General features: G+C 68.0%; 22 protein-coding genes. 13 read left to right on the top strand and 9 right to left on the bottom strand.

Annotated features, from left to right (window positions below; genetic code table 11):
• Nucleotides 1-37 precede the first annotated feature (37 nt).
• On the top strand, nucleotides 38-334 hold the full coding sequence (locus ACYVAN_RS05535; RefSeq protein WP_460956320.1) for a hypothetical protein: 297 nt from the start codon (nucleotides 38-40) through the stop codon (nucleotides 332-334).
• A 53-nt stretch (nucleotides 335-387) separates the two neighbouring features.
• Here the strand turns inward: ACYVAN_RS05535 and ACYVAN_RS05540 are convergent, their stop codons facing one another.
• Together ACYVAN_RS05540 and ACYVAN_RS05545 are read right to left on the bottom strand one after the other, a co-directional pair.
• A complete protein-coding gene (locus tag ACYVAN_RS05540) occupies nucleotides 388-1,047 on the bottom strand; it encodes a DUF402 domain-containing protein (protein ID WP_460956322.1) in 660 nt (219 codons plus the stop codon).
• Nucleotides 1,047-2,315, bottom strand: coding sequence for an APC family permease (locus ACYVAN_RS05545; RefSeq protein WP_460956324.1), 1,269 nt, complete (start codon nucleotides 2,313-2,315; stop codon nucleotides 1,047-1,049). The genes ACYVAN_RS05540 and ACYVAN_RS05545 overlap by 1 nt, the downstream gene beginning before the upstream one ends.
• 267 nt (nucleotides 2,316-2,582) lie before the next feature.
• Here ACYVAN_RS05545 and ACYVAN_RS05550 point away from each other — a divergent pair, with 267 nt between their 5' ends.
• Nucleotides 2,583-4,082: a leucyl aminopeptidase gene (locus ACYVAN_RS05550; protein WP_460956326.1), complete on the top strand. Its 1,500-nt coding sequence runs from the start codon at nucleotides 2,583-2,585 to the stop codon at nucleotides 4,080-4,082.
• A gap of 90 nt (nucleotides 4,083-4,172) precedes the next feature.
• Complete coding sequence (locus ACYVAN_RS05555; protein ID WP_460956328.1) at nucleotides 4,173-4,691, top strand: OsmC family protein; 519 nt, start codon at nucleotides 4,173-4,175, stop codon at nucleotides 4,689-4,691.
• A gap of 102 nt (nucleotides 4,692-4,793) precedes the next feature.
• Here ACYVAN_RS05555 and ACYVAN_RS05560 read toward each other — a convergent pair whose 3' ends face one another.
• The gene (locus tag ACYVAN_RS05560; RefSeq protein WP_460956330.1) at nucleotides 4,794-5,144 is read right to left on the bottom strand and encodes a hypothetical protein; all 351 of its coding nucleotides are present in this window, start codon (nucleotides 5,142-5,144) and stop codon (nucleotides 4,794-4,796) included.
• A 244-nt stretch (nucleotides 5,145-5,388) separates the two neighbouring features.
• Here ACYVAN_RS05560 and lpdA point away from each other — a divergent pair, with 244 nt between their 5' ends.
• The 4 genes from lpdA (at nucleotide 5,389) to lipB (ending at nucleotide 10,384) form a co-directional block, all read left to right on the top strand.
• Nucleotides 5,389-6,759 carry a dihydrolipoyl dehydrogenase gene (gene lpdA, locus ACYVAN_RS05565; RefSeq protein ID WP_460956332.1) on the top strand — a complete coding sequence of 457 codons (1,371 nt, stop codon included), beginning with the start codon at nucleotides 5,389-5,391 and terminating at the stop codon, nucleotides 6,757-6,759.
• 49 nt (nucleotides 6,760-6,808) lie between these two features.
• Entirely contained in the window at nucleotides 6,809-8,599 is a 1,791-nt protein-coding gene (gene sucB / locus ACYVAN_RS05570) for a 2-oxoglutarate dehydrogenase, E2 component, dihydrolipoamide succinyltransferase (protein ID WP_460956333.1), read from the top strand.
• A 122-nt stretch (nucleotides 8,600-8,721) separates the two neighbouring features.
• Nucleotides 8,722-9,612, top strand: coding sequence for a TIGR01777 family oxidoreductase (locus ACYVAN_RS05575; RefSeq protein ID WP_460956335.1), 891 nt, complete (start codon nucleotides 8,722-8,724; stop codon nucleotides 9,610-9,612).
• A gap of 25 nt (nucleotides 9,613-9,637) precedes the next feature.
• A complete protein-coding gene (lipB, locus tag ACYVAN_RS05580) occupies nucleotides 9,638-10,384 on the top strand; it encodes a lipoyl(octanoyl) transferase LipB (protein ID WP_460956337.1) in 747 nt (248 codons plus the stop codon).
• 88 nt (nucleotides 10,385-10,472) lie between these two features.
• On the opposite strand, the gene ACYVAN_RS05585 is transcribed toward lipB, so the two are convergent.
• Nucleotides 10,473-11,417: an LLM class F420-dependent oxidoreductase gene (locus ACYVAN_RS05585; protein WP_460956339.1), complete on the bottom strand. Its 945-nt coding sequence runs from the start codon at nucleotides 11,415-11,417 to the stop codon at nucleotides 10,473-10,475.
• Between the two features lie 96 nt (nucleotides 11,418-11,513).
• Nucleotides 11,514-12,101, bottom strand: coding sequence for a TetR/AcrR family transcriptional regulator (locus ACYVAN_RS05590; protein WP_460956341.1), 588 nt, complete (start codon nucleotides 12,099-12,101; stop codon nucleotides 11,514-11,516).
• 116 nt (nucleotides 12,102-12,217) lie between these two features.
• Here ACYVAN_RS05590 and ACYVAN_RS05595 point away from each other — a divergent pair, with 116 nt between their 5' ends.
• From ACYVAN_RS05595 to ACYVAN_RS05615, 5 genes are all read left to right on the top strand, one after another.
• Nucleotides 12,218-12,742 (top strand): hypothetical protein, encoded by a 525-nt coding sequence (locus ACYVAN_RS05595; protein WP_460956342.1) that lies wholly within the window; start codon nucleotides 12,218-12,220, stop codon nucleotides 12,740-12,742.
• A gap of 213 nt (nucleotides 12,743-12,955) precedes the next feature.
• A complete protein-coding gene (locus tag ACYVAN_RS05600) occupies nucleotides 12,956-13,981 on the top strand; it encodes an aspartate-semialdehyde dehydrogenase (protein ID WP_460956344.1) in 1,026 nt (341 codons plus the stop codon).
• 240 nt (nucleotides 13,982-14,221) lie between these two features.
• On the top strand, nucleotides 14,222-15,172 hold the full coding sequence (locus ACYVAN_RS05605; protein WP_460956346.1) for an oxidoreductase: 951 nt from the start codon (nucleotides 14,222-14,224) through the stop codon (nucleotides 15,170-15,172).
• 49 nt (nucleotides 15,173-15,221) lie between these two features.
• Nucleotides 15,222-16,223: a lipoyl synthase gene (gene lipA / locus ACYVAN_RS05610; protein ID WP_460956348.1), complete on the top strand. Its 1,002-nt coding sequence runs from the start codon at nucleotides 15,222-15,224 to the stop codon at nucleotides 16,221-16,223.
• A 172-nt stretch (nucleotides 16,224-16,395) separates the two neighbouring features.
• The gene (locus ACYVAN_RS05615; protein ID WP_460956350.1) at nucleotides 16,396-17,124 is read left to right on the top strand and encodes a DUF4191 domain-containing protein; all 729 of its coding nucleotides are present in this window, start codon (nucleotides 16,396-16,398) and stop codon (nucleotides 17,122-17,124) included.
• A 198-nt stretch (nucleotides 17,125-17,322) separates the two neighbouring features.
• Here the strand turns inward: ACYVAN_RS05615 and ACYVAN_RS05620 are convergent, their stop codons facing one another.
• Nucleotides 17,323-17,775, bottom strand: a complete 453-nt coding sequence (locus ACYVAN_RS05620; protein WP_460956352.1) for an RDD family protein — start codon at nucleotides 17,773-17,775, stop codon at nucleotides 17,323-17,325.
• A 209-nt stretch (nucleotides 17,776-17,984) separates the two neighbouring features.
• Between ACYVAN_RS05620 and glnA the strand changes: the two genes are divergently transcribed.
• Complete coding sequence (gene glnA / locus ACYVAN_RS05625) at nucleotides 17,985-19,409, top strand: type I glutamate--ammonia ligase (RefSeq protein WP_460956354.1); 1,425 nt, start codon at nucleotides 17,985-17,987, stop codon at nucleotides 19,407-19,409.
• Nucleotides 19,410-19,538: 129 nt separating this feature from the next.
• On the opposite strand, the gene ACYVAN_RS05630 is transcribed toward glnA, so the two are convergent.
• From ACYVAN_RS05630 to ACYVAN_RS05640, 3 genes are all read right to left on the bottom strand, one after another.
• Nucleotides 19,539-20,405, bottom strand: a complete 867-nt coding sequence (locus ACYVAN_RS05630; protein WP_460956356.1) for an SMP-30/gluconolactonase/LRE family protein — start codon at nucleotides 20,403-20,405, stop codon at nucleotides 19,539-19,541.
• Nucleotides 20,406-20,689: 284 nt separating this feature from the next.
• Entirely contained in the window at nucleotides 20,690-23,752 is a 3,063-nt protein-coding gene (locus ACYVAN_RS05635; protein ID WP_460956358.1) for a bifunctional [glutamine synthetase] adenylyltransferase/[glutamine synthetase]-adenylyl-L-tyrosine phosphorylase, read from the bottom strand.
• A gap of 52 nt (nucleotides 23,753-23,804) precedes the next feature.
• A complete protein-coding gene (locus ACYVAN_RS05640; RefSeq protein WP_460956360.1) occupies nucleotides 23,805-24,557 on the bottom strand; it encodes a type 1 glutamine amidotransferase in 753 nt (250 codons plus the stop codon).
• Nucleotides 24,558-25,000: the final 443 nt, after the last annotated feature.

Below are 25,000 nucleotides of genomic sequence, written 5' to 3' on the forward strand. Positions count from 1 at the left end.
TGTCGATCCCACCGGGCGGAGCTTCTATGATGTTCCCATGACCCAACCCCAGAACGCGCCCGCCAAGACGGGACCGACCACGGTCTCGCAGGATGTGCTTGCCGCGGTACTGGCCGCCTTGATGCCGCTCGGCGGCGGGTTGCTGGTGTTCTTCGGCTACGCGTGGCTGGACGTTTTCGGGGCGCTGCTCGGCGCAGGTGGTGCCGGTTGGTGGGCGTACTGGTGGTACAACAAGCACCAGACCTTCTTCCCCAAGGACCTGCGTGGAAGCTCCGTCGGCGGTATCGCGGCCCTGGCCGCGCTCGCGGGCGTGCTGTTCTTCCTCGCCCTCTGACCGAGCAGGCGCCGGTCGCCTGTCCGGACCCCGTGTTCACACTGCCGGATGAATCAGTGGAGCAGTCCCACCGGCAGCTGAGGCAGCGACCACGACGGGTCCGGACGCGCGTCGCAGTAGGTGCCGTCGAACGGGAACGTGCCCCTCTCGGCCAGCTCGATCATGCGCTCGCCCTCGGCCCTCAGTCGCGACAGGTGCACCTCATTGAACCGGCCGGCGGCGAGCGCGGCCTCCAACTCGTCCTCGTCCTTCCACACCCAGCGCCCGCCAGGAAACACCTCGACGTCGAGTACCCCGTCGACCCGGTCCACGCCCCGATCGTCCCGCCCCAACGGGATCTCGAGGTTGACGTACCAATTGCGAAACGTGCCGTCGGGTTCGAAGAACCACCACACCGACGACCAGCGCTCGGGGTAGACGAGGCGCAGCGTCGACGTCTCGCGCCACACGGAGCGCGCGGGAACCCGAACGCCGCTGAATCGCTCGTCCAACGGGATCCGACGCCGATCATGGCCGTCCGGGGAGGTGGTGATCCGGATCGGCGTACCCGGCAGCACCCAGCACAGCAACTGGTCCTCGTCGTCTGCGGCGACGCGCGCCGGGTGCACGGAACCGAGCGAACCGTCGAGCCGCCAAAAGCGGTACAACACCTCCGCGCCCGGCAACCACCACGATCGCTCCTGGACAACGGCACTCGCGTCATGCATTCGCATCAACTCCACCGTCGAGAGTAAGCGCCTGCGCACAACGGACCCAGCAGTAACGCCGCTGCGGTCGTGAGCATCGCAGCGATGGGCATGCTCATGGCCAGCACCACGGACAGTCCCATTCCGAGGCACGCCGCCCGCATCGCCCATTTGCGGCCGTCCGCCAGCAATACCCTGCCCGCCGCGCTCGCGAACGCCTGGTGCACGAGCAGGCAGCACACCGCCACGGTCAGTGCCTCCACCGGCCCGGTCACCAGCACCACGACCACTGCCATCACACCCGTCAGCACGTCCAGCAGGTACGGCGTCCCGTTCGGCCCGGTTCGACCGAGCACCGCGGGCAGCTCCCTGTCGAACACGAGCGCCAACCCGGTGGACCGGACCGATTCCAGGACACCGAGCAGGACCGGAATCATCGTCACCGCGATCGCTGCCCCGATCGGCCCCCGAAGGTCACCGGCCGCTGCCGCGCCGAGCACGTCGAACACCGGAGCCGGCGAGAGCGCGAGCCGATGGGGGCCGAGCTGATACAGCAGCGCCCCGCCGACCAAGGCCAACATCAAAGTCGTGACCAGCACCGAGGTGATCACGCTGCGGCGCATTGAGCGCCAGTCGAAGCGATCGCGCTCGCGGCCGGGCGCGATCAGACGGTCGAGACCGAGGAACGTGAAGCAGAGCACCCCGGCGGCGCCGGTGATCCCGACCGCGTTGTCACCGTGCGGGTGCGCGTGGTCGGGCGCGGTGGCCGGTTCGATCGCGAAGCACACCACCACCACCGCAAGCGCCGTCCCCAACGAGAACACGGCCCATCCCCAGCTGCCCGCGCCGACGTTCCGCATTCCGGCGGTCGCCGCCAGCACGACCAGTAGGATCGCCGCGGCGGCCACGCCCTGGGTGGAACGCGGCAGCAGGTAGGTGGCCGCCGTCTCGGCGACGGCCGCCATCGCGGCGACCCTGCCCACGATTTCGGCGCTCGCGCCCATTCGGGCGGGCACGACTCCCATCCGGGCACGGATGCAGGCATACGCGGGTCCGGTACCCCGGTACACCGCGGACTGGTGCGCGAGCACCAGCGCCGAGCACACGGCCGTGATCGCCGCGATCGGGAGCCCCGCCAGCAACAGCCAGCCCGCCGCCGAGGAGGCCGGTGCCGGCCCCATGAACAGCCCGGCACCGAGCATTCCGCTGAGCGCGATCGGGGCCGCCACGGAACCGGACCGTAGCCGGGAGCGCTCCGCTCGCGAGCCGACCTGCTCCTTGACGTGCTCCGTCACACGACCACCCTTGGAATGTTTGCTTCGCCGGCGGCCACCTGTCGGTCTGTTCGTGCCCGGCCGCAGGCGACCGGACATCATTCTAGAGCCACATCCGCCCGATGCCGCCGGGTTCGAACAATCCCGCCCGAAGACGACGGCGACAGGCGGCGAGTGACGCCTGAGCGCCTCTTCGCGGGCCGTGCGTTCTACAGTGCGAAGACGAAACGCGCACCAGCTGCGCGGTCTCATCGACGGACAACCAGTACGGCCCCGGAGGATAGGCACGTGACAACACCGAAACTGGCCCTCACCGACACCTCGGCAGCCAAGCTGACCGTCGACACACTCGTCGTCGGCACCGTGCAGGGTTCGGACGGTCCCGAACTCGCCACCGGAGCGGAAGGTCTTGCCGCCGCCTTCAGCGGTGATCTCCTCAAGGTGCTGGAGTCGCTGGGCGCGACGGGCAAAGCCGACGAGATCGTCAAGATGCCCACGGGCGGCGACATCCGCGCCGATGTCGTGCTCGCGGTCGGCCTCGGCAAGCCCAACGCCGACGGCGGGCTCAACACCGAGGCGATCCGTCGGGCCTCCGGTGCCGCGGCACGAGCCCTCACCGGGGTCTCGCACGCTGCCACGACGCTGTCCGTGCTGGACATCTCGGCAGTCGTGCAGGGCAGCATCATGGGGTCCTACGCCTTCCAGCAGTACAAGTCCAAACCCGGCGACTCGCCGGTGGCCAAGATCGACCTCGTCGTCACCGAAGGGGCCGCCAAACAGGACGCCAACAAGGCCACCTTGAAGGGCGCCACCGCCATCGGTGAGGCGGTCAACACCGCCCGCGATCTGATCAACACTCCGCCGAACGATCTCTTCCCCGCTTCCTTCGCCGAGCGCGCGAGCGAGCTGGGCCGCTCGGCCGGGCTGGAAGTCGAGGTGCTCGACGAAGGCGCGCTGCGCAAGCAGGGCTTCGGCGGCATCCTCGGCGTCGGGGCGGGCTCGTCCCGGCCACCGCGCCTGGTGCGGCTGCGGCACAAGGGGCCGAAGAACTCCAAGAAGGTCGCTCTCGTGGGCAAGGGCATCACCTTCGACACCGGCGGCATCTCGATCAAGCCCGGCGCGAACATGGAAGAGATGACCTCGGACATGTCCGGGGCGGCCGCGATCGTGGCCACGATGGTGCTCGCGAGCAAGCTCAACTACCCGCTGGAGATCATCGCGACCGTGCCGATGGCCGAGAACATGCCGTCGGGTTCGGCCTATCGCCCCGGCGACGTGCTGACCATGTACAGCGGCAAGACGGTCGAGGTGCTCAACACCGACGCAGAAGGCCGGCTGATCCTCGCCGACGCGATCACCCGGGCTTGCGAGGACGAGCCCGACTACCTCGTGGATACCGCGACGCTGACCGGTGCGCAGGTCGTGGCGCTGGGCAAGCGCACTCCCGCAGTGATGGGCAGCGACGAGTTCCGCGACCGGGTCGCCGACCTGTCGCAAGCCGTCGGTGAGGGCGCGTGGCCGATGCCGATGCCCGAGGAGCTGCGCGGCGATCTGGACTCCAAGCTCGCGGACCTGGCCAACATCACCGGACACCGCTGGGGCGGCATGCTCTCCGCGGCGCTGTTCCTGAAGGAGTTCGTCGGCGCGGACGTCCCGTGGACGCACATCGACATCGCTGGGCCCGCCTACAACTCGAACTCCCCGTGGGGATACACGTCCAAGGGAGGTACCGGCGTACCGGTCCGCACCATCGCCGCGGTGTTGGCCGACATCGCCGAACGGGGCTGAGACCCGGCAGTTGCTCCGTCGCGGTGCCGTGTGTGATCCGTAACTCGAAAGGATCACCACGGCGCCGGGACGGGATGCCACCATGCCGGGGTGACCGATCCGAATCAGCAGGGTCCGCCCGAGTCGATCTCTCCGGACGCGGCGCGCCACGGGTACCAGGTGGACGTGGTGTGGACAGGTAACACGGGACAGGGCACGACCAGCTATCGCAGCTACGAGCGCACCCACGAGGTCCGCGCGACCGGCAAGGACACCATCGACGCCTCCGCCGATCCGATCTTCCGCGGCGAGGCCGACCGCTACAACCCCGAAGAGCTGCTCATCGCGTCGCTGTCCCAGTGCCACATGCTCTGGTACCTGCACTTGGCGGCCGACTGCGGCCTGGTGGTGATCGGCTACCACGACCGCCCCACGGGCACCCTCGCGGAGAACCCGGACGGCTCGGGCCAGTTCGTGGAGGTGGTGCTACGCCCCGAGGTGACGGTGGCCGACCACGCGAGCGTCGATGTCGCCGAGGCACTGCACGAGCGGGCGCACCAACTCTGCTACGTGTCCGGTTCGGTGAACTTCCCGGTACTCAACGCGCCCACCATCCGGGTGGCGAACTGAATCGAATCGAGTCGTCGAACGGCGGCAGAGCGACGCGTCTCGTTCCCGCCGTCCGGCCACAACCGCGACCGTCCCTCGGCGACCGTCCCTCGGCGACCGTCCTCAGCGTTCGAGGTCCTCGCGGTACTTTCGCTTTCGCAGTACGCGCTGCCTGGCCTGGTAATCGCGCATGCGCTGCGGATACCCCACCTTGGCGACCTCGTAGCAGGGCATTTCGAGTCCACGGGCGAACCGGTGGGCCGCCTGCGGCCCGTCGATGCGCCGCCTGGTCCACTCGCCGTCGTGGGCCACGAGCACCACCGTGGTCTCGGTGACCGCCGTGCGCGGCTCCACGAAGGCCTCCACGCCCCGTCGCTGCGCAGCCCACGTGCGCAGATGTTCCAGGTCTTGCGAGCTGGGCTTGCGCAGCCCCGACGAGCGACGACGCCTGCGCAGCCGGTCGAACAGACCCACGGGCCTTCACCTCCGTCCCCTCCGGTCGATGATGCCACCACTCGAACGCGTCATGTGAAAATTCGGTCTTATCGCCCTTCGCGCACGGAAGGCCATCCGGTGTGATCTCCGTCGTTTCGCGGGGAGGTAGACGCGGCCCACATCGCGTCCACGCATCAAGTGGTGACAAGATGGCCAACGTGTCCTGACCACTGGTCGTGGCACCCAACAGCGATACAAACAAATGCCTGTCGAGGAGTGCGAAGTGACCGACACGTCCGCCGATCTGGTCATTCTCGGCGGCGGTTCGGGCGGCTATGCCTGCGCTTTCCGCGCGGCCGAGCTCGGCCTGTCCGTCGTCCTTATCGAAAAGGACAAGCTCGGTGGGACCTGCTTGCACCGAGGGTGCATTCCCACCAAGGCCCTGCTGCACGCCGCCGAGGTCGCGGACTCCGCGCGCGACGGTGACCAGTTCGGCGTCAAGACCTCCCTCGAGGGTATCGACATCGCCGGGGTGAACTCCTACAAGGACGGCATCGTCGGCAAGCTCCACAAGGGACTGCAAGGACTGGCCAAGGCCCACAAGGTGACCATGGTCGAGGGTGCGGGCTCGCTCGTCGACGCCAACACTGTCGAGGTCGACGGAACCCGCTATACGGGCAAGAACGTCGTCCTGGCGACCGGTTCCTACTCCAAGTCGCTTCCCGGCCTGGAACTCGGCGGCCGGGTCATCGCCAGCGAAGAAGCCCTGAACCTCGACTTCGTTCCGGACAAGGTCGTCGTGCTGGGCGGCGGCGTCATCGGCGTGGAGTTCGCCAGCGTCTGGCGTTCCTTCGGCGCCGAGGTGACCGTGGTCGAGGCGCTGCCCCACCTGGTGCCGAACGAGGACGAGTTCGCTTCCAAGCAGCTGGAGCGGGCGTTCCGCAAGCGTGGCATCAAGTTCAAGACCGGCGTCAAGTTCACCGGGGCCGAGCAGACCGATTCGGGCGTCAACGTGAGCCTGGAGAACGGTGACCAACTCGACGCCGACCTGCTGCTGGTCGCGGTCGGCCGCGGGCCGAACACGGCGGGCCACGGCTACGAGGAAGCCGGCGTCAACATGGAGCGCGGGTTCGTCACCACCGACGAGCGGCTGCGTACCAGCCTTCCCGGCGTCTACGCGGTCGGCGACATCGTGCCCGGCCTCCAGCTGGCGCACCGGGGCTTCCAGCAGGGCGTGTTCATCGCCGAGGAGATCGCGGGACTGAACCCGCAGGCCATCGACGAAGCCGGCATTCCCAGCGTCACCTACTCGCACCCCGAGGTCGCCTCGGTCGGCCTCACCGAAGCCGCCGCCAAGGAACAGCACGGCTCGGTCGAAACCTTCACCTACGACCTGTCGGGCAACGGCAAGAGCCAGATCCTCAAGACCGCAGGCGCCGTGAAGCTCGTCCGCGCCAAGGACGGCCCCGTGGTCGGCCTGCACCTGGTCGGTGACCGGGTCGGCGAGCTGATCGGCGAAGCCCAGCTGATCTACAACTGGGAAGCCCTGCCCGAAGACGTGGCCCCGCTGGTGCACGCACACCCCACTCAGACCGAAGCTCTCGGCGAGGCCCATCTGGCCCTGGCCGGCAAGCCACTGCACGTGCACGGCTGAACCGGTACCTGAGCACACACCCCGCCACACAACGAGGAGTCAGCAACAGATGGCCTTCTCCGTCCAGATGCCGGCACTCGGCGAGAGCGTCAGCGAGGGCACGATCACCCGGTGGCTCAAGCAGGTCGGCGACACCGTCGAGGTCGACGAACCCCTGCTGGAGGTCTCGACCGACAAGGTCGACACCGAGATCCCCTCACCGGCCGCCGGAGTACTGCAGAGCATCGTCGCGCAGGAAGACGACACCGTGGAGATCGGCGGCGAGCTCGCCCTGATCGGTGACAGCTCGGAGGGTTCGGGCGATTCCGGTCAGTCCGCGCCTGCCGAGCAGGCCGCCGAGCCGGAGCCCGCCGCCCAGCCGACACAGCAGGAACAGCCGGCACAGCAGGAACAGCCCGCCGCACCACAGGCCTCCACCGGATCCGCGGAGGGCAACGACGTCGAGATGCCCGCGCTGGGAGAGAGCGTCAGCGAGGGCACGATCACCCGGTGGCTCAAGCAGGTCGGCGACACCGTCGAGGTCGACGAACCCCTGCTGGAGGTCTCGACCGACAAGGTCGACACCGAGATCCCCTCACCGGTTGCCGGCACGGTGCTGGCGATCAGCGCCGAGGAGGACGACACCGTCGAGGTCGGCGCGAAGCTGGCCGTGGTCGGCGAGAAGGGTGCTGCTCCGGCCCAGCCGACACAGCAGGCCCAGCAGGCCCAGCCGGCACAGCAGGCAGCGCCCGAACCCGAAAAGCCTGCCCAGCCGCCACAGCAGGAACAGCCCGCGCAAGCGGCCGCCCCTGCCCAGCCGGCCCAGTCTGCCCAGCCCGCCCAGTCTGCCCAGCAGGCCCAGCAGAGCGGTCAGACCGCAGCGGCGGAAGCGCCCTCGGGCAGCACGCCGTACGTGACGCCGCTGGTGCGCAAGCTCGCCAACCAGCACGGCGTGGACCTCTCCTCGATCACCGGCAGCGGTGTCGGTGGCCGCATCCGGAAGCAGGATGTGCAGGCCGCGATCGACAACAAGCAGCAGGCTCCTGCTGCCCAGTCGTCGGCTGCCCAGTCGTCGGCTCCCGCACCCGCGAAGCCGAGCTCGGCTCCCACGCACGCGGCCTCCGAGGAGGACCAGGCACTGCGTGGCACGACACAGCCGATGTCGCGGCTCCGCCAGCTGCTGGCCCGGCGGATGGTCGAATCCCTGCAGACCGCGGCCCAGTTGACCACCGTGATCGAGGTCGACGTCTCCAAGATCGCCAAGCTGCGGGACCGCGCGAAGCAGAACTTCGAGGCAGCGGAGGGCGTCAAGCTGTCGTTCCTGCCGTTCTTCGCCAAGGCCGCCGCCGAGGCGCTGAAGCTGCACCCGAAGCTGAACGCCTCGATCAACGAGGAGTCCAAGGAGATCACCTACCACGGTGCCGAGCACCTCAGCATCGCGGTGGACACCCCTCGCGGACTGGTCTCCCCGGTCATCCACGACGCCGGTGACCTCAACCTCGGCGGACTCGCCCGCAAGATCGCGGACCTGGCCGAGCGCACCCGCAACAACAAGATCAAGCCGGACGAGCTCAGCGGTGGCACTTTCACCCTGACCAACACCGGCAGTCGGGGGGCGCTGTTCGACACGCCCATCCTGAACCCGCCGCAGGTGGGCATGCTGGGCACCGGCAGCGTGGTCAAGCGTCCGGTCGTCGTGTCCGACGAGACCGACGGGGACACGATCGCCATCCGCTCGATGGCCTTCCTCGCACTGTCCTACGATCACCGGCTGGTCGACGGCGCCGACGCGGCCCGCTTCCTCAACACGCTCAAGCAGCGGTTGGAAGAAGGGGCGTTCGAAGCCGACCTCGGGATCTGACGAGCGGTCAACGAGCGAGAACGGACCGTCCACCTGCGGGTGGGCGGTCCGTTTTCGCTCGGTGCGGCCTTGATCGGGGGGACTCTGTCGCGCGAGAAAGATCGTTGCGGGAGTATCGGGGTATGCGCGTCGTAGTGGCCGGTTCGACCGGTTTGATCGGCACCAGCCTGATTCCCGCTCTGCGGCAGGCCGACCACGAGGTACTTCGGCTCGTGCGTCGTACCCCGCAGGCTCCTGACGAACGCGGTTGGTCGCCCGTCGAAGGACACATCGACGAGGACGCCCTGCGCGGCGCCGATGCGGTGATCAACCTCTGCGGGGCGGGCGTCGGGGACAAGCGGTGGAATCCCGAACGCAAGGCCGTCCTGCGGCGCTCACGCATCGAGCCCACCGCGCTGCTCGCCCGGGCCGCCGCGGAACACGGCGTGGGCACGTTGATCAATGCGTCGGCCACGGGGTACTACGGCGATCGCGGCGAGACCGCGCTCATCGAATCGACACCGCCTGGTTCGGGATTCCTCGCCGACCTGTGCCGCGATTGGGAGGACGCCACCCGTCCGGCGTCCGAGGCAGGTGTGCGTGCCGTACTACTGCGCACCGGCTTGGTGCTGTCCCCGTCGGGCGGGCTACTTGGCCAGCTCAAACCCTTGTTCGCGATGATGCTCGGAGGGCGCCTCGGTGACGGGCGCCAGTACATGCCGTGGATTTCGCTGGACGACGAGATCAGCGCCATCTGCTTCGCGCTGCACGAACCGGACGTGTCCGGCCCGTTGAACCTCTCGGGACCGGCACCGGTGACCAACTCCGAGTTCACCAGTGCACTCAGTGAGGCGATCGGGCGCCCGGCGCCCTGGATCGTGCCTGGTTTCGTGCTGCGTGCGGCGCTCGGCGAGTTCGCCGACGAAGGAGTGCTGGCCAGTCAGCGCGTCTGCCCGACGGTGCTGGAGAAGCACGGCTTCACCTTCCAACATCCGACCGTGCGTACGGCGCTGGCCACCGCCATACCTTCCTGAACAGCTCCGGGCGTAGCCTGAGCCCGTGAGCCACGCCGACATTTCGTGCCGCACCTCCACCGAACCGGTCGAGGTGCGCGAGCTGGGAACGATCGACTACCTCTCCGCATGGGACGTGCAACGGGAAGTCGCTGCCGAACGCACCGACTCCACGGGCAGGGACACGCTGCTGCTGCTGGAGCATCCCTCGGTCTACACCGCGGGCAAACGCACCTCCCCCGAGGACCGGCCGCAGGACGGAACGCCGGTCATCGACGTCGACCGAGGCGGGAAGATCACCTGGCACGGTCCTGGCCAGATCGTGGGCTACCCGATCGTGCAGTTGGCTGATCCGATCGACGTCGTGGATTACGTGCGGCGCCTCGAGCAGGCGTTGATCTGGGTGTGCGATCAGTACGGCTTGGAGACCGGCCGCGTCGAAGGGCGCAGCGGGGTCTGGTTGGCCGCGACGTCGAGCCGCCCGGAACGCAAGATCGCCGCGATCGGCATCCGGGTGCAGCGCGGCGTGACCATGCACGGCCTGGAGATCAACTGCAACGCCGATCTGTCCCAGTTCGGGCGGATCGTGCCGTGCGGTATCAAGGACGCCGGAGTGACCTCGCTTTCCGCGGAGGTCGGCAGGAACATCTCGGTGGACGAGGCGTTCCCACTGGTCCGGCAGGGCGTGCTGGATGCGCTCGAGGGCACGTTGCCGGTGAGCGAACGGGACATCCCGCGTACCGAACCGGCCGCAGCGGGTATGACGCTGTCCCTGGACCCGACGCTGCGCTGACGAACCGCGCGCATTCCTCCCCTGTTCGGTTGCGGCGGAACGGCCGCAACGAAACAGGAGAGGAGTGCGCCGTACGGTCGTGCCGCCATCACAGCTGGGGCGCGACCTCCGAGGCCACCAGGTGGAGCTGGTCGACGTCGTCGAGATCCAACACCTGCAGGTAGATCCGGGTCACACCGGCTCGCTCCCGCCAGGTTCCGATCTTGTCGACGACCTCCGACGGCGTTCCGGCCAGGCCGTTGGCGCGCAGCTCCTCCACGTCACGGCCGATGGCATCGGCCCGCCGCGCGATCTCGGCCTCGTCGGTACCCACGCACAGCACGAGTGCGCACGACCGGGCGATCGCACCAGGATCCCGTCCGATCTCCGCGCACGCCGCGTCCACACGCCCATATTGGGCGACCGCCGTGTCGAGATCGACGAACGGCAGGTTGAACTCGTCGGCGAAGCGCGCGGCCAGCGCAGGAGTCCGCTTCTTGCCTCCGCCCCCGATCAGCACGGGCGGACGCGGGCGCTGAACCGGCTTCGGCATCGCCGGGGAGTCCGCCAACCGGTAGTACTCGCCGTCGAACCGGAAGCTCTCACCCATGGGCGTGCCCCACAGGCCGGTGATGATCTCGAGCTGTTCGGTGTAGCGGTCGAACCGCTCCTTCAGCGCCGGGAACGGAATGCCGTAGGCATCGTGCTCCCGCTCGTACCAACCACTGCCGAGACCGAACTCCACGCGACCACCGGACATCTGGTCCACTTGCGCGACCGAGATCGCCAGTGGCCCCGGCAGGCGGAAGGTGCCCGCCGTCATGAGCGTTCCCAACCGCAGCCGGGTGGTTTCCCTGGCCAATCCGGCCAGGGTCAACCACGCGTCCGTGGGGCCCGGCTCCCCGGACACGGACCCCATCTTCAAGTAGTGATCGGACCGGAAGAACGCGTCGTAACCCGCTTCCTCCGCGACTTTGGCAACCCGCAGCAGATCGTCGTACGAAGCGCCCTGCTGCGGCTCGGTGAAAACCCTGAGCTTGAATTCCTCGTCCACGCCCCGACAGTAGGAGATCGGGAGCGGACCAGTGGCGCAGGACACCCATCCGCCAGGGCGGGATCCGCGGAAAGGCGGACCCAAAGCACGATTCGGCTACACGCGGAGTCCGTCCATCAGCCGCTCGACGCATTGCCCCACCTCGGCTCGCGTCCGCTGCGGGTCCGATGACTCCGCGATGGTGCTCGCACCGGCGGACAACGCACCGAACACCACCCTGGTGAGCGAGTCCACCGGCAGCGGTTCGACCTCACCCGACTCGACCAGATCGGTGACCGCTTCCCGCACCATGCCGAAGGTGAACCGCTCCTCGGAGTTCCGCTCCCCTCCCAGGACAACCGGACCTTCATGGACGACGATCCGCTGGTATTCGGCTTCCAGGCACACTTCGAGGAACGCCCGCAGCCTCGCACGGGTGGACTCCCACCGATCTGCGGTCTCCGCTCCGCTCGCGGCCAGCCGGGCCGCAACGCTGGCCTCGAGCGCGTCGTAGGCCGCCTCGAACAGCGCCTTCTTGCCGGCGAAGTGGTGGTAGAGCGCACCCTTGGTGACCCGCGCCCGCCGTGCGACCTCATCCAGCGAGGTCGCGCCGTACCCGCGCTCGGTGAACAGTTCAACAGCCGAGTCCACGAGCGCCTGGCGCGTGCTGTCCGAGTAGTCCAGCCGTCGCGGCCGAGTTGTCACCACACTCACACCCTTTTGTCAATACTGAGGAAACACGCGCATGCTACGTTGAGGCTGAACATACTCCCGGTATGCCGCACACCAGAGGTACGCCACCGATCCGGTCTGGAGGAACCATGACTTGGAACGACTTCTACCAGCGGCAAAACGCGATTCAGGCCGCGCTCGACCACGCCCGCGAGAACGGTGCGGACGCGCTGACAGCCGAGACCCCGGCTCCGGTTCGTCAGGTCTTCTCCGATTCGGCCGAACTGCTGGGCGCGCTGCACCACAAGTGGACCCAACTGTTGACCGGCCGCATCGGCGTCGCGCTCTCGGACGCCGAAACCGAACCGCACGGTGATCGCGTACAGGCGGTGACCACGGCATGGCGCCGGACCGCGTCCGAGAACCCGTCGCTGCGCGAGGTGCTCGATCACCACGCAGCCGCACCGTCGTCCCCCCTCCACGACGCGCTGGAACGCGAACAGCGACTGCTCGCACTCGCCGCGGGGCTCGTCGAACACCACGAATCCACCGAGGAGATCACCCGGGTCGGCGCGGCATTCCGGCGCCTGCTGCAGGTCTCGCCTGCCAACGAATCGAACTCCCACCGCACGGGCCGCCTCGACCAGCTGCGCAAACTCATTCCCAGCAAGTGAGCTTTCGCCCGTGCGCAGTGGTGCCACGAGACGGACGGCAGGCATCCTGGCACGGGGTCCACCGGTCAGCCGGCACGCGGTTGAACACCGCGGCACCGAAGCCTGCCCCAGCTCACCACCTGCGGGCGACGTACGGTTGCGTTACCGGCCACGAATCCGGATCCGTCCGCGACGGGCCCCGCGACGGACCATAGTTCTGGGAGAGGGAAACCAATGAAGATCGGCATCGTCGGAGCCACCGGCCAAGTAGGCGGCGTGATGCGGGAGATCCTGGCCGAACGCCAGTTCCCGGCGGATGAGCTGCGGCTCTTCGCCTCCGCACGCTCCGCAGGCCGCACCGTGTCCTGGCAGGGCAAGGACGTCACGATCGAGGACGCGGCCACCGCGGACTACTCCGGTCTGGACATCGTGCTGTTCTCCGCGGGCGGGACGACCTCCCGCGAGCTCGCTCCGCGCGTTGCCGAGGCCGGGGCCGTGGTCATCGACAACTCGTCGGCCTGGCGACGCGATCCCGACGTGCCGCTGGTCGTCTCGGAGGTCAACCCGCACGCGATCAGCGAGCGTCCCAAGGGGATCATCGCCAATCCGAACTGCACCACCATGGCCGCGATGCCGGTGCTGCGCCCGCTGCACGCGGAAGCTGAACTGACCAGCCTCGTCGTCGCCAGCTACCAGGCGGTTTCGGGCAGTGGCCTCGGCGGCGTGCAGGAACTCGACGAGCAGGTCCGCAAGGTGGCCGACAACGCCACCAAGCTCACCCACGACGGATCCGCCGTGGAATTCCCGGCACCGAACAAGTACGTGCGGCCGATCGCCTACAACGTCCTGCCGATGGCCGGATCGATCGTGGACGACGGCTCCGAGGAGACCGACGAGGAGCAGAAGCTCCGCAACGAGAGCCGCCGCATCCTGGAGGTCCCGGAGCTCAAGGTTTCCGGAACCTGCGTACGCGTTCCCGTCTTCACCGGTCACTCGCTGCAGATCAACGCGCGGTTCAACCGCGAGTTGAACCCGCAGCGGGCCCGTGAACTGCTCGACGGAGCCCCCGGTGTCGAGCTGGCCGACGTGCCCACCCCTCTCGAGGTGGCGGGCAAGGACGTCTCCCTGGTCGGACGCATTCGGGTGGACGAGACCACCGAGAACGGACTCGCCCTGTTCTGCTCGGGGGACAACCTCCGCAAGGGAGCCGCGCTCAACACGGTTCAGATCGCCGAGCTCGTCGCGGCGGAATCACGCTGATTCCGGAAGCCGCGGCCCCGTTCCGGACCCGAATCGCGTGTCCGGGACGGGGCCGCGGCTTCGCAGCCGGATCGCGCCGGGCACCGGCGGGTGACCGACTTCACTCCGGCCCACCGCGATCACCGAGACCAGCGGTTCCACACCACTCGGTCGTCGATCGGCGCATCGAGTGGTGACGCACGGCGGACTCGCGCCGTGAGTTTCTTTCACCTCCGCCCGAGCAACCTGTAGGGATGACGCATGGCAACGTGGAACCAAGCCGACATCCCCGATCAGACCGGACGCACCGTGCTGATCACCGGCGCCAACTCGGGGCTCGGACTGCACAGCGCGCGCGTGCTGGCGAGCAAGGGCGCGCGCGTGCTGCTCGGCTGCCGGGACGCCGAACGCGGGAGCGCCGCCCTGGAACAGGTCTCGGGAGTCGCGAGCGGCGCCGCCCCCGAACTCGTGCGCCTCGACCTCGGCGACCTCGCATCGGTGCGCCGGGCCGCCGCCGAGGTCCGCACGAACACCGACGACTCGCTCGACGTGCTGATGAACAACGCGGGAGTCATGGCCACCCCGCACCACACCACCGCGGACGGCTTCGAGCTGCAGTTCGGCACGAACCACCTCGGACACGCCGCGCTGACCTGGCTGCTCATGCCCGCACTGCGGGCGAACCCCGGCGCCCGGGTGGTCACCCTCTCCAGCCTCGCGCACCTGCGCGGACACCTCGACCTCGACGACCTCGGGTTCGAACGACGGCGCTACAGCCCGGTGGCGTCCTACGCCCAGGCCAAACTGGCGAACCTGCTCTTCGCCCGCGAACTGGATCGGCGCGCACGAGCGAACGGTCTCGACCTGATCAGCACGGGAGCCCACCCCGGGATGAGCTACACCGAACTCGGCAGTAACACGGTCCGCAGCCGGGCGATGCCCGCGGCAGTACGGACCGCCGCGACCGTCGTCGCGCGATCAGTGACCAGACTCACCGGTCAGTCGGTCTCGCAGGGCGCATTGCCCCAGCTCTACGCCGCCACGGCGTCCGACGTGGTGGGCGGTGAGTACTACGGTCCGGACGGATTCCGGGAGGTCCGAGGGGGGCCGGGCAAGGCCGAACCGAGCAGCCGAGCACGCGATGAACAGTCCGCGCGCGACCTGTGGGAGGCCACCGAGAAGTTGACCGGAATCACCGCCGACCCGGCGTGACCTCGACACGGATTTCGGATCCGCCCGACAAAGGGCGTAGCCTGTGGTCGTGAGTGCGGCGCCGGAGGGTCGGAAGCTGTTGCGGCTGGAAGTGCGCAACAGCCAAACGCCGATCGAGAAGAAGCCATCGTGGATCAAGACCCGGGCCCGGATGGGCCCCGAGTACCAGGAACTCAAAAGCCTGGTGCGCAGGGAGGGACTCAACACCGTCTGCGAGGAGGCCGGATGTCCCAACATCTTCGAATGTTGGGAGGACCGCGAAGCGACCTTCCTCATCGGCGGTGACCAGTGCACCCGCCGGTGCGATTTCTGCCAGATCGACACTGGTCGACCAGCCGAGCTCGACACCGGCGAACCGCGCAAGGTCGCCGAGTCCGTGCAGGCCATGGGGTTGCGCTACTCCACGGTTACCGGTGTGGCCCGGGACGACCTCGCCGACGGCGGTGCCTGGCTCTACGCCGAGACCGTGCGGCAGATCCACGACCTGAACCCCGGAACGGGCGTCGAGCTGTTGATCCCCGACTTCAACGCCGAGCCGGACCAGCTCGCGGAGGTCTTCGGATCACGCCCCGAGGTGCTCGCGCACAACGTCGAGACGGTGCCGCGCCTGTTCAAGCGGATCCGGCCCGCGTTCCACTACGAACGCTCGCTGCGGGTCATCACCGAAGCACGGGACGACGGACTGGTCACCAAGTCGAACCTCATCCTGGGCATGGGCGAGACCCCCGACGAGGTGGAGCCGGCGCTGCGCGACCTGCGCGAAGCCGGTTGCGACATCATCACCATCACCCAGTACCTGCGGCCCAGCCCCCGGCACCACCCGGTTGACCGGTGGGTCAAGCCGGAGGAGTTCGTCGAGCACACCCAAGCCGCCGAGGCCATCGGGTTCCCCGGCGTGATGGCGGGCCCGCTGGTCCGCTCCAGCTACCGGGCCGGTCGGCTCTTCGCCAAGGCCAGCGAACACCGCGGGATGCCGCTGCCGGACAACATGGCGCACCTGGCGCAGGCCGGAACGGCGGCGCAGGAAGCAAGCAGCCTTCTCTCCCGCTAGACATCTCGGATCCCCGGGCGCGACCTGTCGTCGAGCTCGGGGATCCGTGTACGCGGGAGGGAACATCGAGTCCGAGCTGCTCAACGCGAGTGGCGCATGGCACCCGGGAGCCGTCGAACCGGCTAGGTGACCGCGCCGACGCACGGATGGACCACGTCCGTATCCTGGGGGCATGGCCAAGCAGGACAAGGCTGCCAAGAAAGCGGCAGCCAAGGAACGACGCCGGGCGGCGCGCGGACGCTTCAAGCAGGTCTTCGAAGCGTTCAAGATGCAGCGCCGAGAGGACCGTCTGCTCATCCCGATCATGCTCGGGACAATCCTCGGCATCACGCTGGTGGTGTTCCTGCTCGGCATGATCTGGGGCCTGCACTGGGCCTTCCTCCCGGTCGGCATCGCCTTGGGCGTGCTGGCCGCGGTGATCGTGTTCGGCCGGCGGGTCCAGGCCAATGTCTACCGCAAGGCCGACGGCCAACCGGGGGCGGCGGGCTGGGCGCTGGAGAACCTGCGCGGCAAGTGGAACCTCACCCAGGCCGTGGCAGGCACCAGCCAACTCGATGCCGTCCACCGGGTCATCGGGCGTCCCGGAATCATCCTGGTCGGCGAAGGCAGTCCGCACCGGCTCAAGTCGCTGATGTCGCAGGAGAAGAAGCGCACGGCCCGCGTAGTCGGCGACACTCCGATCTACGAGTTCGTCGTGGGCGACGGCGAGGAGCAGGTGCCGTTGAGCAGGCTGCAGAACCGCCTCATGAAGCTGCCGCGCAACATCAAGGCCGGCCAGGTGGACTCGCTGGAAAACCGGCTGGCGGCCCTCGCGAGCCGCGGTAACGCGATGCCCAAGGGACCGGCGCCGCAGGGCGCCAAGATGCGCAACATGCAGCGCGCGGCCCGTCGGGCCAAGTAACGGGCACAGCCCGAACGGGCACAGCGCCGGGGCTGTTCGCAACCGCCCCGGCGCACCCTCCCCGACTCGCTCTCCCGCCGGGATACAGCCCAAACGCGGACGAGGCCGTGCGCCGAGCCCCGGACTCGCACCGCACTGCCGAGCAGCGAAGGCTCACCGAAACCGGCCTCAGCAGCGCGGCGCCGTCGAAATGGCCCCTCAGCGGCGCACGACGACGGTTCCGGTCAGCCGGTCGTGCCAAGAACGCCCGTCGAGATTCCACAGCACGGCCGGAATCAGCAGCACCGTGAGCACCGCCCGCCCGATGGCGCGGACCGGACCCACCATGGTCTGCCCATCTACCCGCGCGACCCAGATTCCGACCATCGCCATCCCGGGCGTGACCCCGAACAGGCTCACCGGAATCACCGTGATCACGAACCAGGCGGCCAAACTCCAGTTCATCGGCAGGTCCGGCGCGGTGAACAGGCCGGCCACCAGGAACCCGAGAACGATGTCGATGAAGAACGCGAGCGCGCGCCGACCGGTCGGAGCGACCGAACCGGTGCCCGACTCGGGGAGCCCCAGACGTTCACCACGCCAACGGGGCAGATCCGCGTCCTCCCGCGCCGCGCGCGGGCCATCGAGCCAAGAACCCATCAAGTTTCCCACGTCAACCAGCGTACGACTCGTCCCGGCCACAGGATGATGGTGAGGCAGGAAACACGGCACGGCACGTCTCACTCGTTCGGCCCCTCGTTAACGCCCGCGAAACATTGAGGTGACGACGGGGCAATACTGGAGACCTACCGTGGATTTCGAGCCGACGAACGAGGCAAGGCGTCGGTGAGCTGTACGAGTGCGTGAAGGAGCCATCGAGGGTGTTCAAGAATCCAGACGAGGTCCTGCGCTTCATTTCCGATGAGGGCGTGAAGTATGTCGATGTCCGGTTCTGCGATCTGCCGGGTGTCATGCAGCACTTCACCGTTCCCGCCACGGCGTTCGACCAGGACACCTTCACCGAAGGGCTCGGCTTCGACGGTTCGTCGGTCCGCGGGTTCCAGTCGATCCACGAGTCGGACATGTTGCTGCTGCCCGACCCGTCCACTGCGCGCATCGACCCGTTCCGCAGCGAGAAGACGCTGATCCTCAACTTCTTCGTGCACGATCCGTTCACGTTGGAGCCCTACAGCCGGGACCCGCGCAACATCGCGCGCAAGGCCGAGCAGTACCTCTCCGAATCCGGGATCGCCGACACCGCGTTCTTCGGCGCGGAGGCCGAGTTCTACATCTTCGACTCGGTGAAGTTCGGAGAAGGCCCGAACGAGACCTTCGCCGAGGTCGACTCCGTCGAAGGCTGGTGGAACACCGGCCGCGATGAGGAAGGCGGCAACCTCGGGTACAAGACCCGGGTGAAGGGCGGCTACTTCCCCGTCAGCCCGTACGACCACTACGCGGACCTGCGTAACGAGATGGCCACCGAGCTGACCAACGCCGGCTTCACCATCGAGCGCGCGCACCACGAGGTCGGTACCGGCGGTCAGGCCGAGATCAACTACAAGTTCGACACCATGCTCCGCGCCGCGGACGACGTGCAACTGTTCAAGTACATCATCAAGAACACCGCGTGGCGCCACGGCAAGACCGTGACGTTCATGCCCAAGCCGCTGTTCGGTGACAACGGTTCCGGCATGCATTGCCACATGTCGCTGTGGCAGGGCGGCAGCCCGCTGTTCCACGACGAGTCCGGTTACGCGGGCCTGTCGGACACGGCCCGCCACTACATCGGCGGCATCCTGCACCACGCCCCGAGCCTGCTGGCCTTCACCAACCCGACGGTGAACTCCTACCACCGCCTGGTGCCCGGCTACGAAGCCCCGGTGAACCTGGTGTACTCCCAGCGGAACCGTTCGGCCTGCATGCGGATCCCGATCACGGGGACCAACCCGAAGGCCAAGCGCGTCGAGTTCCGCTGCCCGGACCCGTCCGGAAACCCGTACCTGGGCTTCGCCGCGATGCTCATGGCCGGCCTTGACGGGATCAAGAACAAGATCGAGCCGGCCGAGCCGATCGACAAGGACCTCTACGAGCTCCCGCCGGAAGAGGCCAAGAACGTTCCACAGGTCCCGGACACGCTGGACAAGGTCATCGACAACCTCGAGGCCGACCACGAGTACCTGCTCGAAGGTGGCGTATTCACCCAGGACTTGATCGAGTCGTTCATCAGCCTCAAGCGTGAGGACGAGATCGACCCGATCCGCCTGCGCCCGCACCCGCACGAGTTCGCGCTGTACTTCGACGTGTGATCGTCGACGTCTCGTGAAAGGGGCCGCCGTCCTCCACCAGAACCCAAGCGGGGAGGACGGCGGCCCTTTCGTGTGCCCGACATACGGGCCAACACCGGAAGTCCCGTCGAACGAATCCGCTCCGACTCCTCAGAGTCCGCGCCAGGGCACCGATGGCATGCCGACCGTTCCCGGCCGGAACCGGAAGAGCGCCCCCGCGTACGGATCGGCGCTCAGCTCGCTCTCGTCGTATCCGAAGCACGCCGACGTCACGTACATCTCGTCGAGCCGTCGCCCGCCGAAGGCCAGATCCGTGATCCGCCTGGTGGGTGCCCACAACACCGTCTCGAGATCACCCGTGGGCGCGTAGCAGTGGATGCGCCCGCTGCGGCGCATCGCCACCCACACCCGCCCCGTACCGTCCACGGCCAACCCCTGCGGCCCACCCTCGGAATCCGCGCACACGACCCACCGGGTTCCGGCACCGATGCGCCCGCCATCCACGTCGTAGTCATACGCCCAGATGGTTCGTTCACCGGGATCGGCCAGGTACAGGATCGAACCGTCCGGACTCCATCCCATCCCGTCCGAAGCGCTCAGGCCACCGATGATTCTTCGGGCCCGGCTTCCCTCCAACACGAAGACGGCGCTCCGCTCAGGATCCGTGCCATAGCTCAACGTGCCCGCCACGAACCGGCCGGCGGGGTCGCACGCGCCGCCGTTCATCCGGTCACCGCTGTGCACAGCGGTCACTTGTTCCAGGGCCGAGCGGCCCGGGTAGAGCCGTGCGAAGCCACGGTCGGCGGCAGCGATCAGCTGGCCGTTGCGCGTGGCGCCCAGCGCCGTCACAACAGCGGGCAGGACGCGCACCTCGTCGATTCCGGAGTCGCGGTGGTAGATGTGCAGTTCCCGCCGCATGATGTCCACCCAGTACAAGCAGTTGAGCGCCGACATCCACAGCGGACTCTTCGCGCACAATGCTTGCCGGTGGACGAGGAGTTCGAAGTCCTCGGACATCACGCTTTCCCGGCTAATACATGGGGACGGAGTCGCGTGTAAAACTTTTTCATAGATGGAGGAGGTTACTCCTGAAACGGCCACTCCGGGACCGGCCGAATGGGCCATTGCGTTCTTGCCGAACCTCGGATTCGGTTGTCAACACAACAGTTCGCCACACCCGCGATACCACTTACTCGGGGACAAATGCCTGGTCGGGGGACGACACGAATGCACGAAGCGGTGACCGCCGAATACCGCAAGCCGTTCTGCCGCCATCCGGATGAAACCGCCCCGACGGTTCTTCAGTATTCGTAGAACGCGCGTTCCACAACGCTGCGAGCGTGCCGGGTAACCCGCAAATAGTCGTCCAGCACCTGCCCGCTGTCCACCTCGGGCGAGTAACCGAGGGCCGCGGCCACCGCGGTCAATTCCCGGGCGTGCTTGGGCAGCTGGTCCCCCGGTTTGCCCCGTACCAACATCACCGCGTTGCGCGCCCGCATCGCCAGCGTCCACGCCTCGAGCAGTTCCTCGGCTTCGCTCTCCGACAGCAGACCGGCCTCGGCAGCGGCCACCAGACCCGCTGTCGTCGAGGTCGTTCGGAGCTGCGGGTACTCGTGCGCGTACCTCAGCTGGAACAGCTGCAAGGTCCACTCCACATCAGCCAGGCCGCCTCGCCCCAGTTTCGTGTGCGTCGCCGGGTCAGCACCCCGCGGCAGCCGCTCGGAGTCCACCCGTGCCTTGATCCGCCTGATCTCCCTGATCTTGCCTTCGTCCAGACCACCCTCGGGGTACCGCACCGCGTCGATGGCCCGGCAGAATCGCTCACCCAGTTCCGCGTCACCTGCCACCGGCCGAGCCCGCAACAGCGCTTGCGCCTCCCACACCTCCGCCCAACGGCGGTAGTAGGTCATATACGAGTCGAGCGTCCGCACCAGCGGACCACTGCGCCCCTCCGGACGGAGATCGATGTCGACCTCCAGCGGCGGATCCTGGCTCGGCGCACCCAACAGCCTGCGCACCTGCTCCACCACAGCCGTGGAGAACCGCACCGCCGTCGACTCCTCGGAACCCTCCGTCGACTCGCACACGAACATCACGTCCGCGTCGGAGCCGTACCCCAGCTCGGCACCGCCCAGTCGACCCATGCCGATCACCGCGATCCTGGCGGGCGAACGTCCTCCGGCCGACCACTCCGGCCTCGCGGCAACGTCCCGGACCGCCACCTCCAGCGCGGCCTCCAGCACCGCCGCCCACACCCGCGACAACGCCTCGAACACCTTCGTCGGTGGCATCAGTCCGAGCAGATCCGCGCACGCGATTCGCAGCAACTCGTGCCTGCGCAGCGAACGCGCCGCAGCGACCGCCCGCTCCGGCACCGCGTGCCGGGCGACCGCACTGCGCAACGATCCGGCAGCCTCGTCCGGATCCCGCTCGGCGAGCGCCGATGTGTCCGAAAGCAACCGGAGCACCTCCGGAGCCCGGATGAGGAGTTCGGGCACGAGCTTCGAAGTACCCAGCAAGGTGGCCAATCGTTCAGCCACCACCCCCTCGTCCCGCAACAACCGCAGATACCAGGGCGTCTCCGCCAACGCCTCCGAAACCTTGCGGTACGCCAACAGACCACCGTCCGGCTCGGGCGTGCCCGCCAGCAGGTCCAGCAGCATCGGCAGCAGCGCTTCCTGGATGCTGGCCCGTCGAGAAACCCCCGAGGTCAACGCCTCGATGTGCCGCAGGGCGCCCTCCGGTGAGGTGTAGCCCAACGCCGCCAAGCGGTCGACGGCAGCGCCGGTGGTCAATCGCAAGGCATCCGTAGGGACCTTGGCCACGGCTTCCAGCAGCGGGCGGTAGAACAGCTTCTCGTGCAACCGGCGAACCCGAGCGCTGTGCCTGCGGAATTCCGCGGACAGGACATCTCCCGCACTGTTCCGGCCGTTCGAGCGCAAGCCGGACGAGCGGGCGAGGAAATGCAGCGCGTCCCGGTCCTCCGATGATGGGAACAAATGCGTCCGCCGCAGTCTCCGCAGCTGCAGACGATGTTCCACCGTCCGCAGGAATCGGTACGAATCAACGAGATCGGCGGCATCACTGCGGGCGACGAACCCGTGCTCGCCCAGCGACAGCAGCCCTTCCACGGTGGTCGGTGTTCGAAGTGACTCGTCGCTGCGGCCGTGCACCATTTGCAGCAACTGAACGGCGAACTCCACGTCCCGCAGACCACCGCGCCCCACCTTGAGTTCGCGCTCGGCCAGTTCGGCGGGAACGTGGTCCTCGACGCGGCGCCGCATCGAGCGCACGTCGGCGACGAAGTCCTGGCGCTCCGCCGCCGTCCACACCAACGGCCGCACCGCCTCCAGATAGCGGGCGCCGACCTCCGCATCGCCTGCGACGGGACGGGCTTTGAGCAGCGCCTGGAACTCCCACGTGCGGGCCCAGCGCCGGTAGTAGTTCAGATGGCCGTCCAACGTTCGCACCAACGCCCCGGCCTTGCCTTCCGGTCGCAACGCCGCATCCACTTCGAAGAACGCCGCGCTGGCGACACGCATCATCATGCTCGCCAGCTTCGAACCGGGCGCCACGTCGGCTTCGGACTCCGCCGCGAAGACGACGTCCACATCGCTGACGTAGTTCAGTTCGCGACCACCGCACTTGCCCATCGCGAGCACAGCGAGGGAACACTCCGTGTCCGTCCCGGCCTTCGAGAGCTCCGCGACCGCAACCGAAAGCGCGGCTCGCAATGCCGCCACCGCCAGGTCCGACAGGCGAGCGGTGATCTGCTCGAAGGCGACTACCGGAGCCGACGGTTCCACGACGTGCGCCAGGTCCTGCGCGGCGATGTCGAGCAGCAAGTCCCGATAGGCGCTACGCAGCGCACTGACCGCCTCGTTTCCCGTGAGCGTTGCAACCGGACCTCGTGGAGTTCCGGGAGCTCCGTCCCCGCCTTCCGCACCAACGGCGTCCAACAACGTCCTGGTCAGTTCATCGACTCCCGGTACGTCCTCATCCGGCGCGGAGCGGAGGCGGAACCAGCCGCCGGTGTTGGCGACGAGGTGGTCGGCGAGCGCGCTGGAGGTTCCCAGCACTCCGAACAAGCGTCCCCTGAGGCCGGTGTCCGACAACAGCCGGTCCGCCAGTTCCGGCCAGTCCTCCCCTAACGCCTCCCGCAGTCGGTCCATCGAGTGCAGGGCCAAATCAGGATCGGGGGCCCGCGACAACGCGGCCACCACCCGTTCGGCATCCCGCTGCAGACCGGATTCCGACCACCAACCAGCTTCCCGCAGCTGGGTCCGCGCACGCTCGACATCGCTGAACCCGTACCTGGCGGGAGAAGGCGTGGAACCAGCGCGGGACGAGCTGCCGTTGGTCATGGTCGAACCGTAGTCCTCATCGCGGATTCACGAACGTCGGCCGTTTCCCGGCTCACACGAGCGGCAGGAATCGGTTGGTGCGGCGCTCTTCTGCCGGAGTCGCCGCCATCCGCACGAAACGTTGGGCCAGCGGCTGCCACACCTCCGGGAGTTCCGCGTGGAACCGGTCGAGGTGATCGGCGTCCCAGTGCCCTTCCCGGGCAGCCGCGGCCAACTCCGGCATCGTCCGCACCCACTCCTGCACGACCGGAGTTGTCGTCTCGATGTGGAACTGCAAGCCGTACGCGCAGTCACCGACCCGAAATGCCTGGTTCTCGCAATGCGGGGACGAGGCCAGCAGCTTCGCCGAAGGCGGCAGCGCGGTCACCTCGTCCTGGTGGAACTGCATGACGTCCGGGGTCAGCGGGAGCTCCGCGAGAAGCGGGTCTTCGCCCGCGGCGTCCCGCTTGGCCACGAGCAGCGTTCCCGTTTCGGGACCGTTCGCTGCGGTCCGCACCTGCCCACCGGTCGCCGCGGCGAGCAACTGGGCACCCAGGCAGATCGCCAGGACCGGCACCTGGTTGGCGACCGCATGACTCAACAGTGTGCGGATGCCCGCCAGCCACGGGTATTCCACGTCATCGAGCGCCCCCATTCCGCCACCGAGCACGACCAGTGCCTGGTAATCGGACAGGTCGGCGGGCACGGGTGTTTCCTCCGGCGAAATCACGCTGATTTCCGCACCGGCGGCGGTCAGCCAGTCCCCGAGGTTTCCCACCGGGTCGATCATGGAAGGTTGAACGACGAGAATCCGCACCACGCTCATGACCGCCAGCCTACGTGGGGTACAGCCCATTCCTCATCGGGATACGAGCATCCAGCGGCTCGGCACTTCCGCCGTCCAAATCGGAACCCGCGATGCCACACCCCGCCGCCGCTCGGCCGTACCGGCCCCGGGCCGTGCGGTCGGGATTCGCCCCGGGACGTGGCTGGGGCGTGAGCCCTCGCGGGCTCCCTGCAGCAAAGACGCAGACCGACCGGGCCTGGCTGGGCCGGGCCTGGCTGGGTGCGCCGGGTCGGTCGGGTCGGGCCGGGGCCTGGCTGTGCTGACTGTGCCGGCCCGGGGTTGGGGTGGTGTCGTTCAGCGCCTCAAACACAAAAAGAAGGGTGGACGACCAAACCGTGGTTTGGTCGTCCACCCTTCTTTTATGTGAAGGTCGGCGGTGTCCTACTCTCCCACACCCTGTCGAGTGCAGTACCATCGGCGCT

It is taken from the genome of Parasphingorhabdus pacifica (genome assembly GCF_054779195.1).

What these genes read in the sequence shown, in the direction of transcription:
- ACYVAN_RS05535 (WP_460956320.1), top strand. Translation starts at nt 38, where the DNA reads ATGACCCAACCCCAGAACGCGCCCGCCAAGACGGGACCGACCACGGTC.
- ACYVAN_RS05540 (WP_460956322.1), bottom strand. Translation starts at nt 1,047, where the DNA reads ATGCGAATGCATGACGCGAGTGCCGTTGTCCAGGAGCGATCGTGGTGG.
- sucB (WP_460956333.1), top strand. Translation starts at nt 6,809, where the DNA reads ATGGCCTTCTCCGTCCAGATGCCGGCACTCGGCGAGAGCGTCAGCGAG.
- ACYVAN_RS05575 (WP_460956335.1), top strand. Translation starts at nt 8,722, where the DNA reads ATGCGCGTCGTAGTGGCCGGTTCGACCGGTTTGATCGGCACCAGCCTG.
- ACYVAN_RS05595 (WP_460956342.1), top strand. Translation starts at nt 12,218, where the DNA reads ATGACTTGGAACGACTTCTACCAGCGGCAAAACGCGATTCAGGCCGCG.
- ACYVAN_RS05600 (WP_460956344.1), top strand. Translation starts at nt 12,956, where the DNA reads ATGAAGATCGGCATCGTCGGAGCCACCGGCCAAGTAGGCGGCGTGATG.
- ACYVAN_RS05605 (WP_460956346.1), top strand. Translation starts at nt 14,222, where the DNA reads ATGGCAACGTGGAACCAAGCCGACATCCCCGATCAGACCGGACGCACC.
- ACYVAN_RS05615 (WP_460956350.1), top strand. Translation starts at nt 16,396, where the DNA reads ATGGCCAAGCAGGACAAGGCTGCCAAGAAAGCGGCAGCCAAGGAACGA.
- ACYVAN_RS05630 (WP_460956356.1), bottom strand. Translation starts at nt 20,405, where the DNA reads ATGTCCGAGGACTTCGAACTCCTCGTCCACCGGCAAGCATTGTGCGCG.
- ACYVAN_RS05635 (WP_460956358.1), bottom strand. Translation starts at nt 23,752, where the DNA reads ATGACCAACGGCAGCTCGTCCCGCGCTGGTTCCACGCCTTCTCCCGCC.
- ACYVAN_RS05640 (WP_460956360.1), bottom strand. Translation starts at nt 24,557, where the DNA reads ATGAGCGTGGTGCGGATTCTCGTCGTTCAACCTTCCATGATCGACCCG.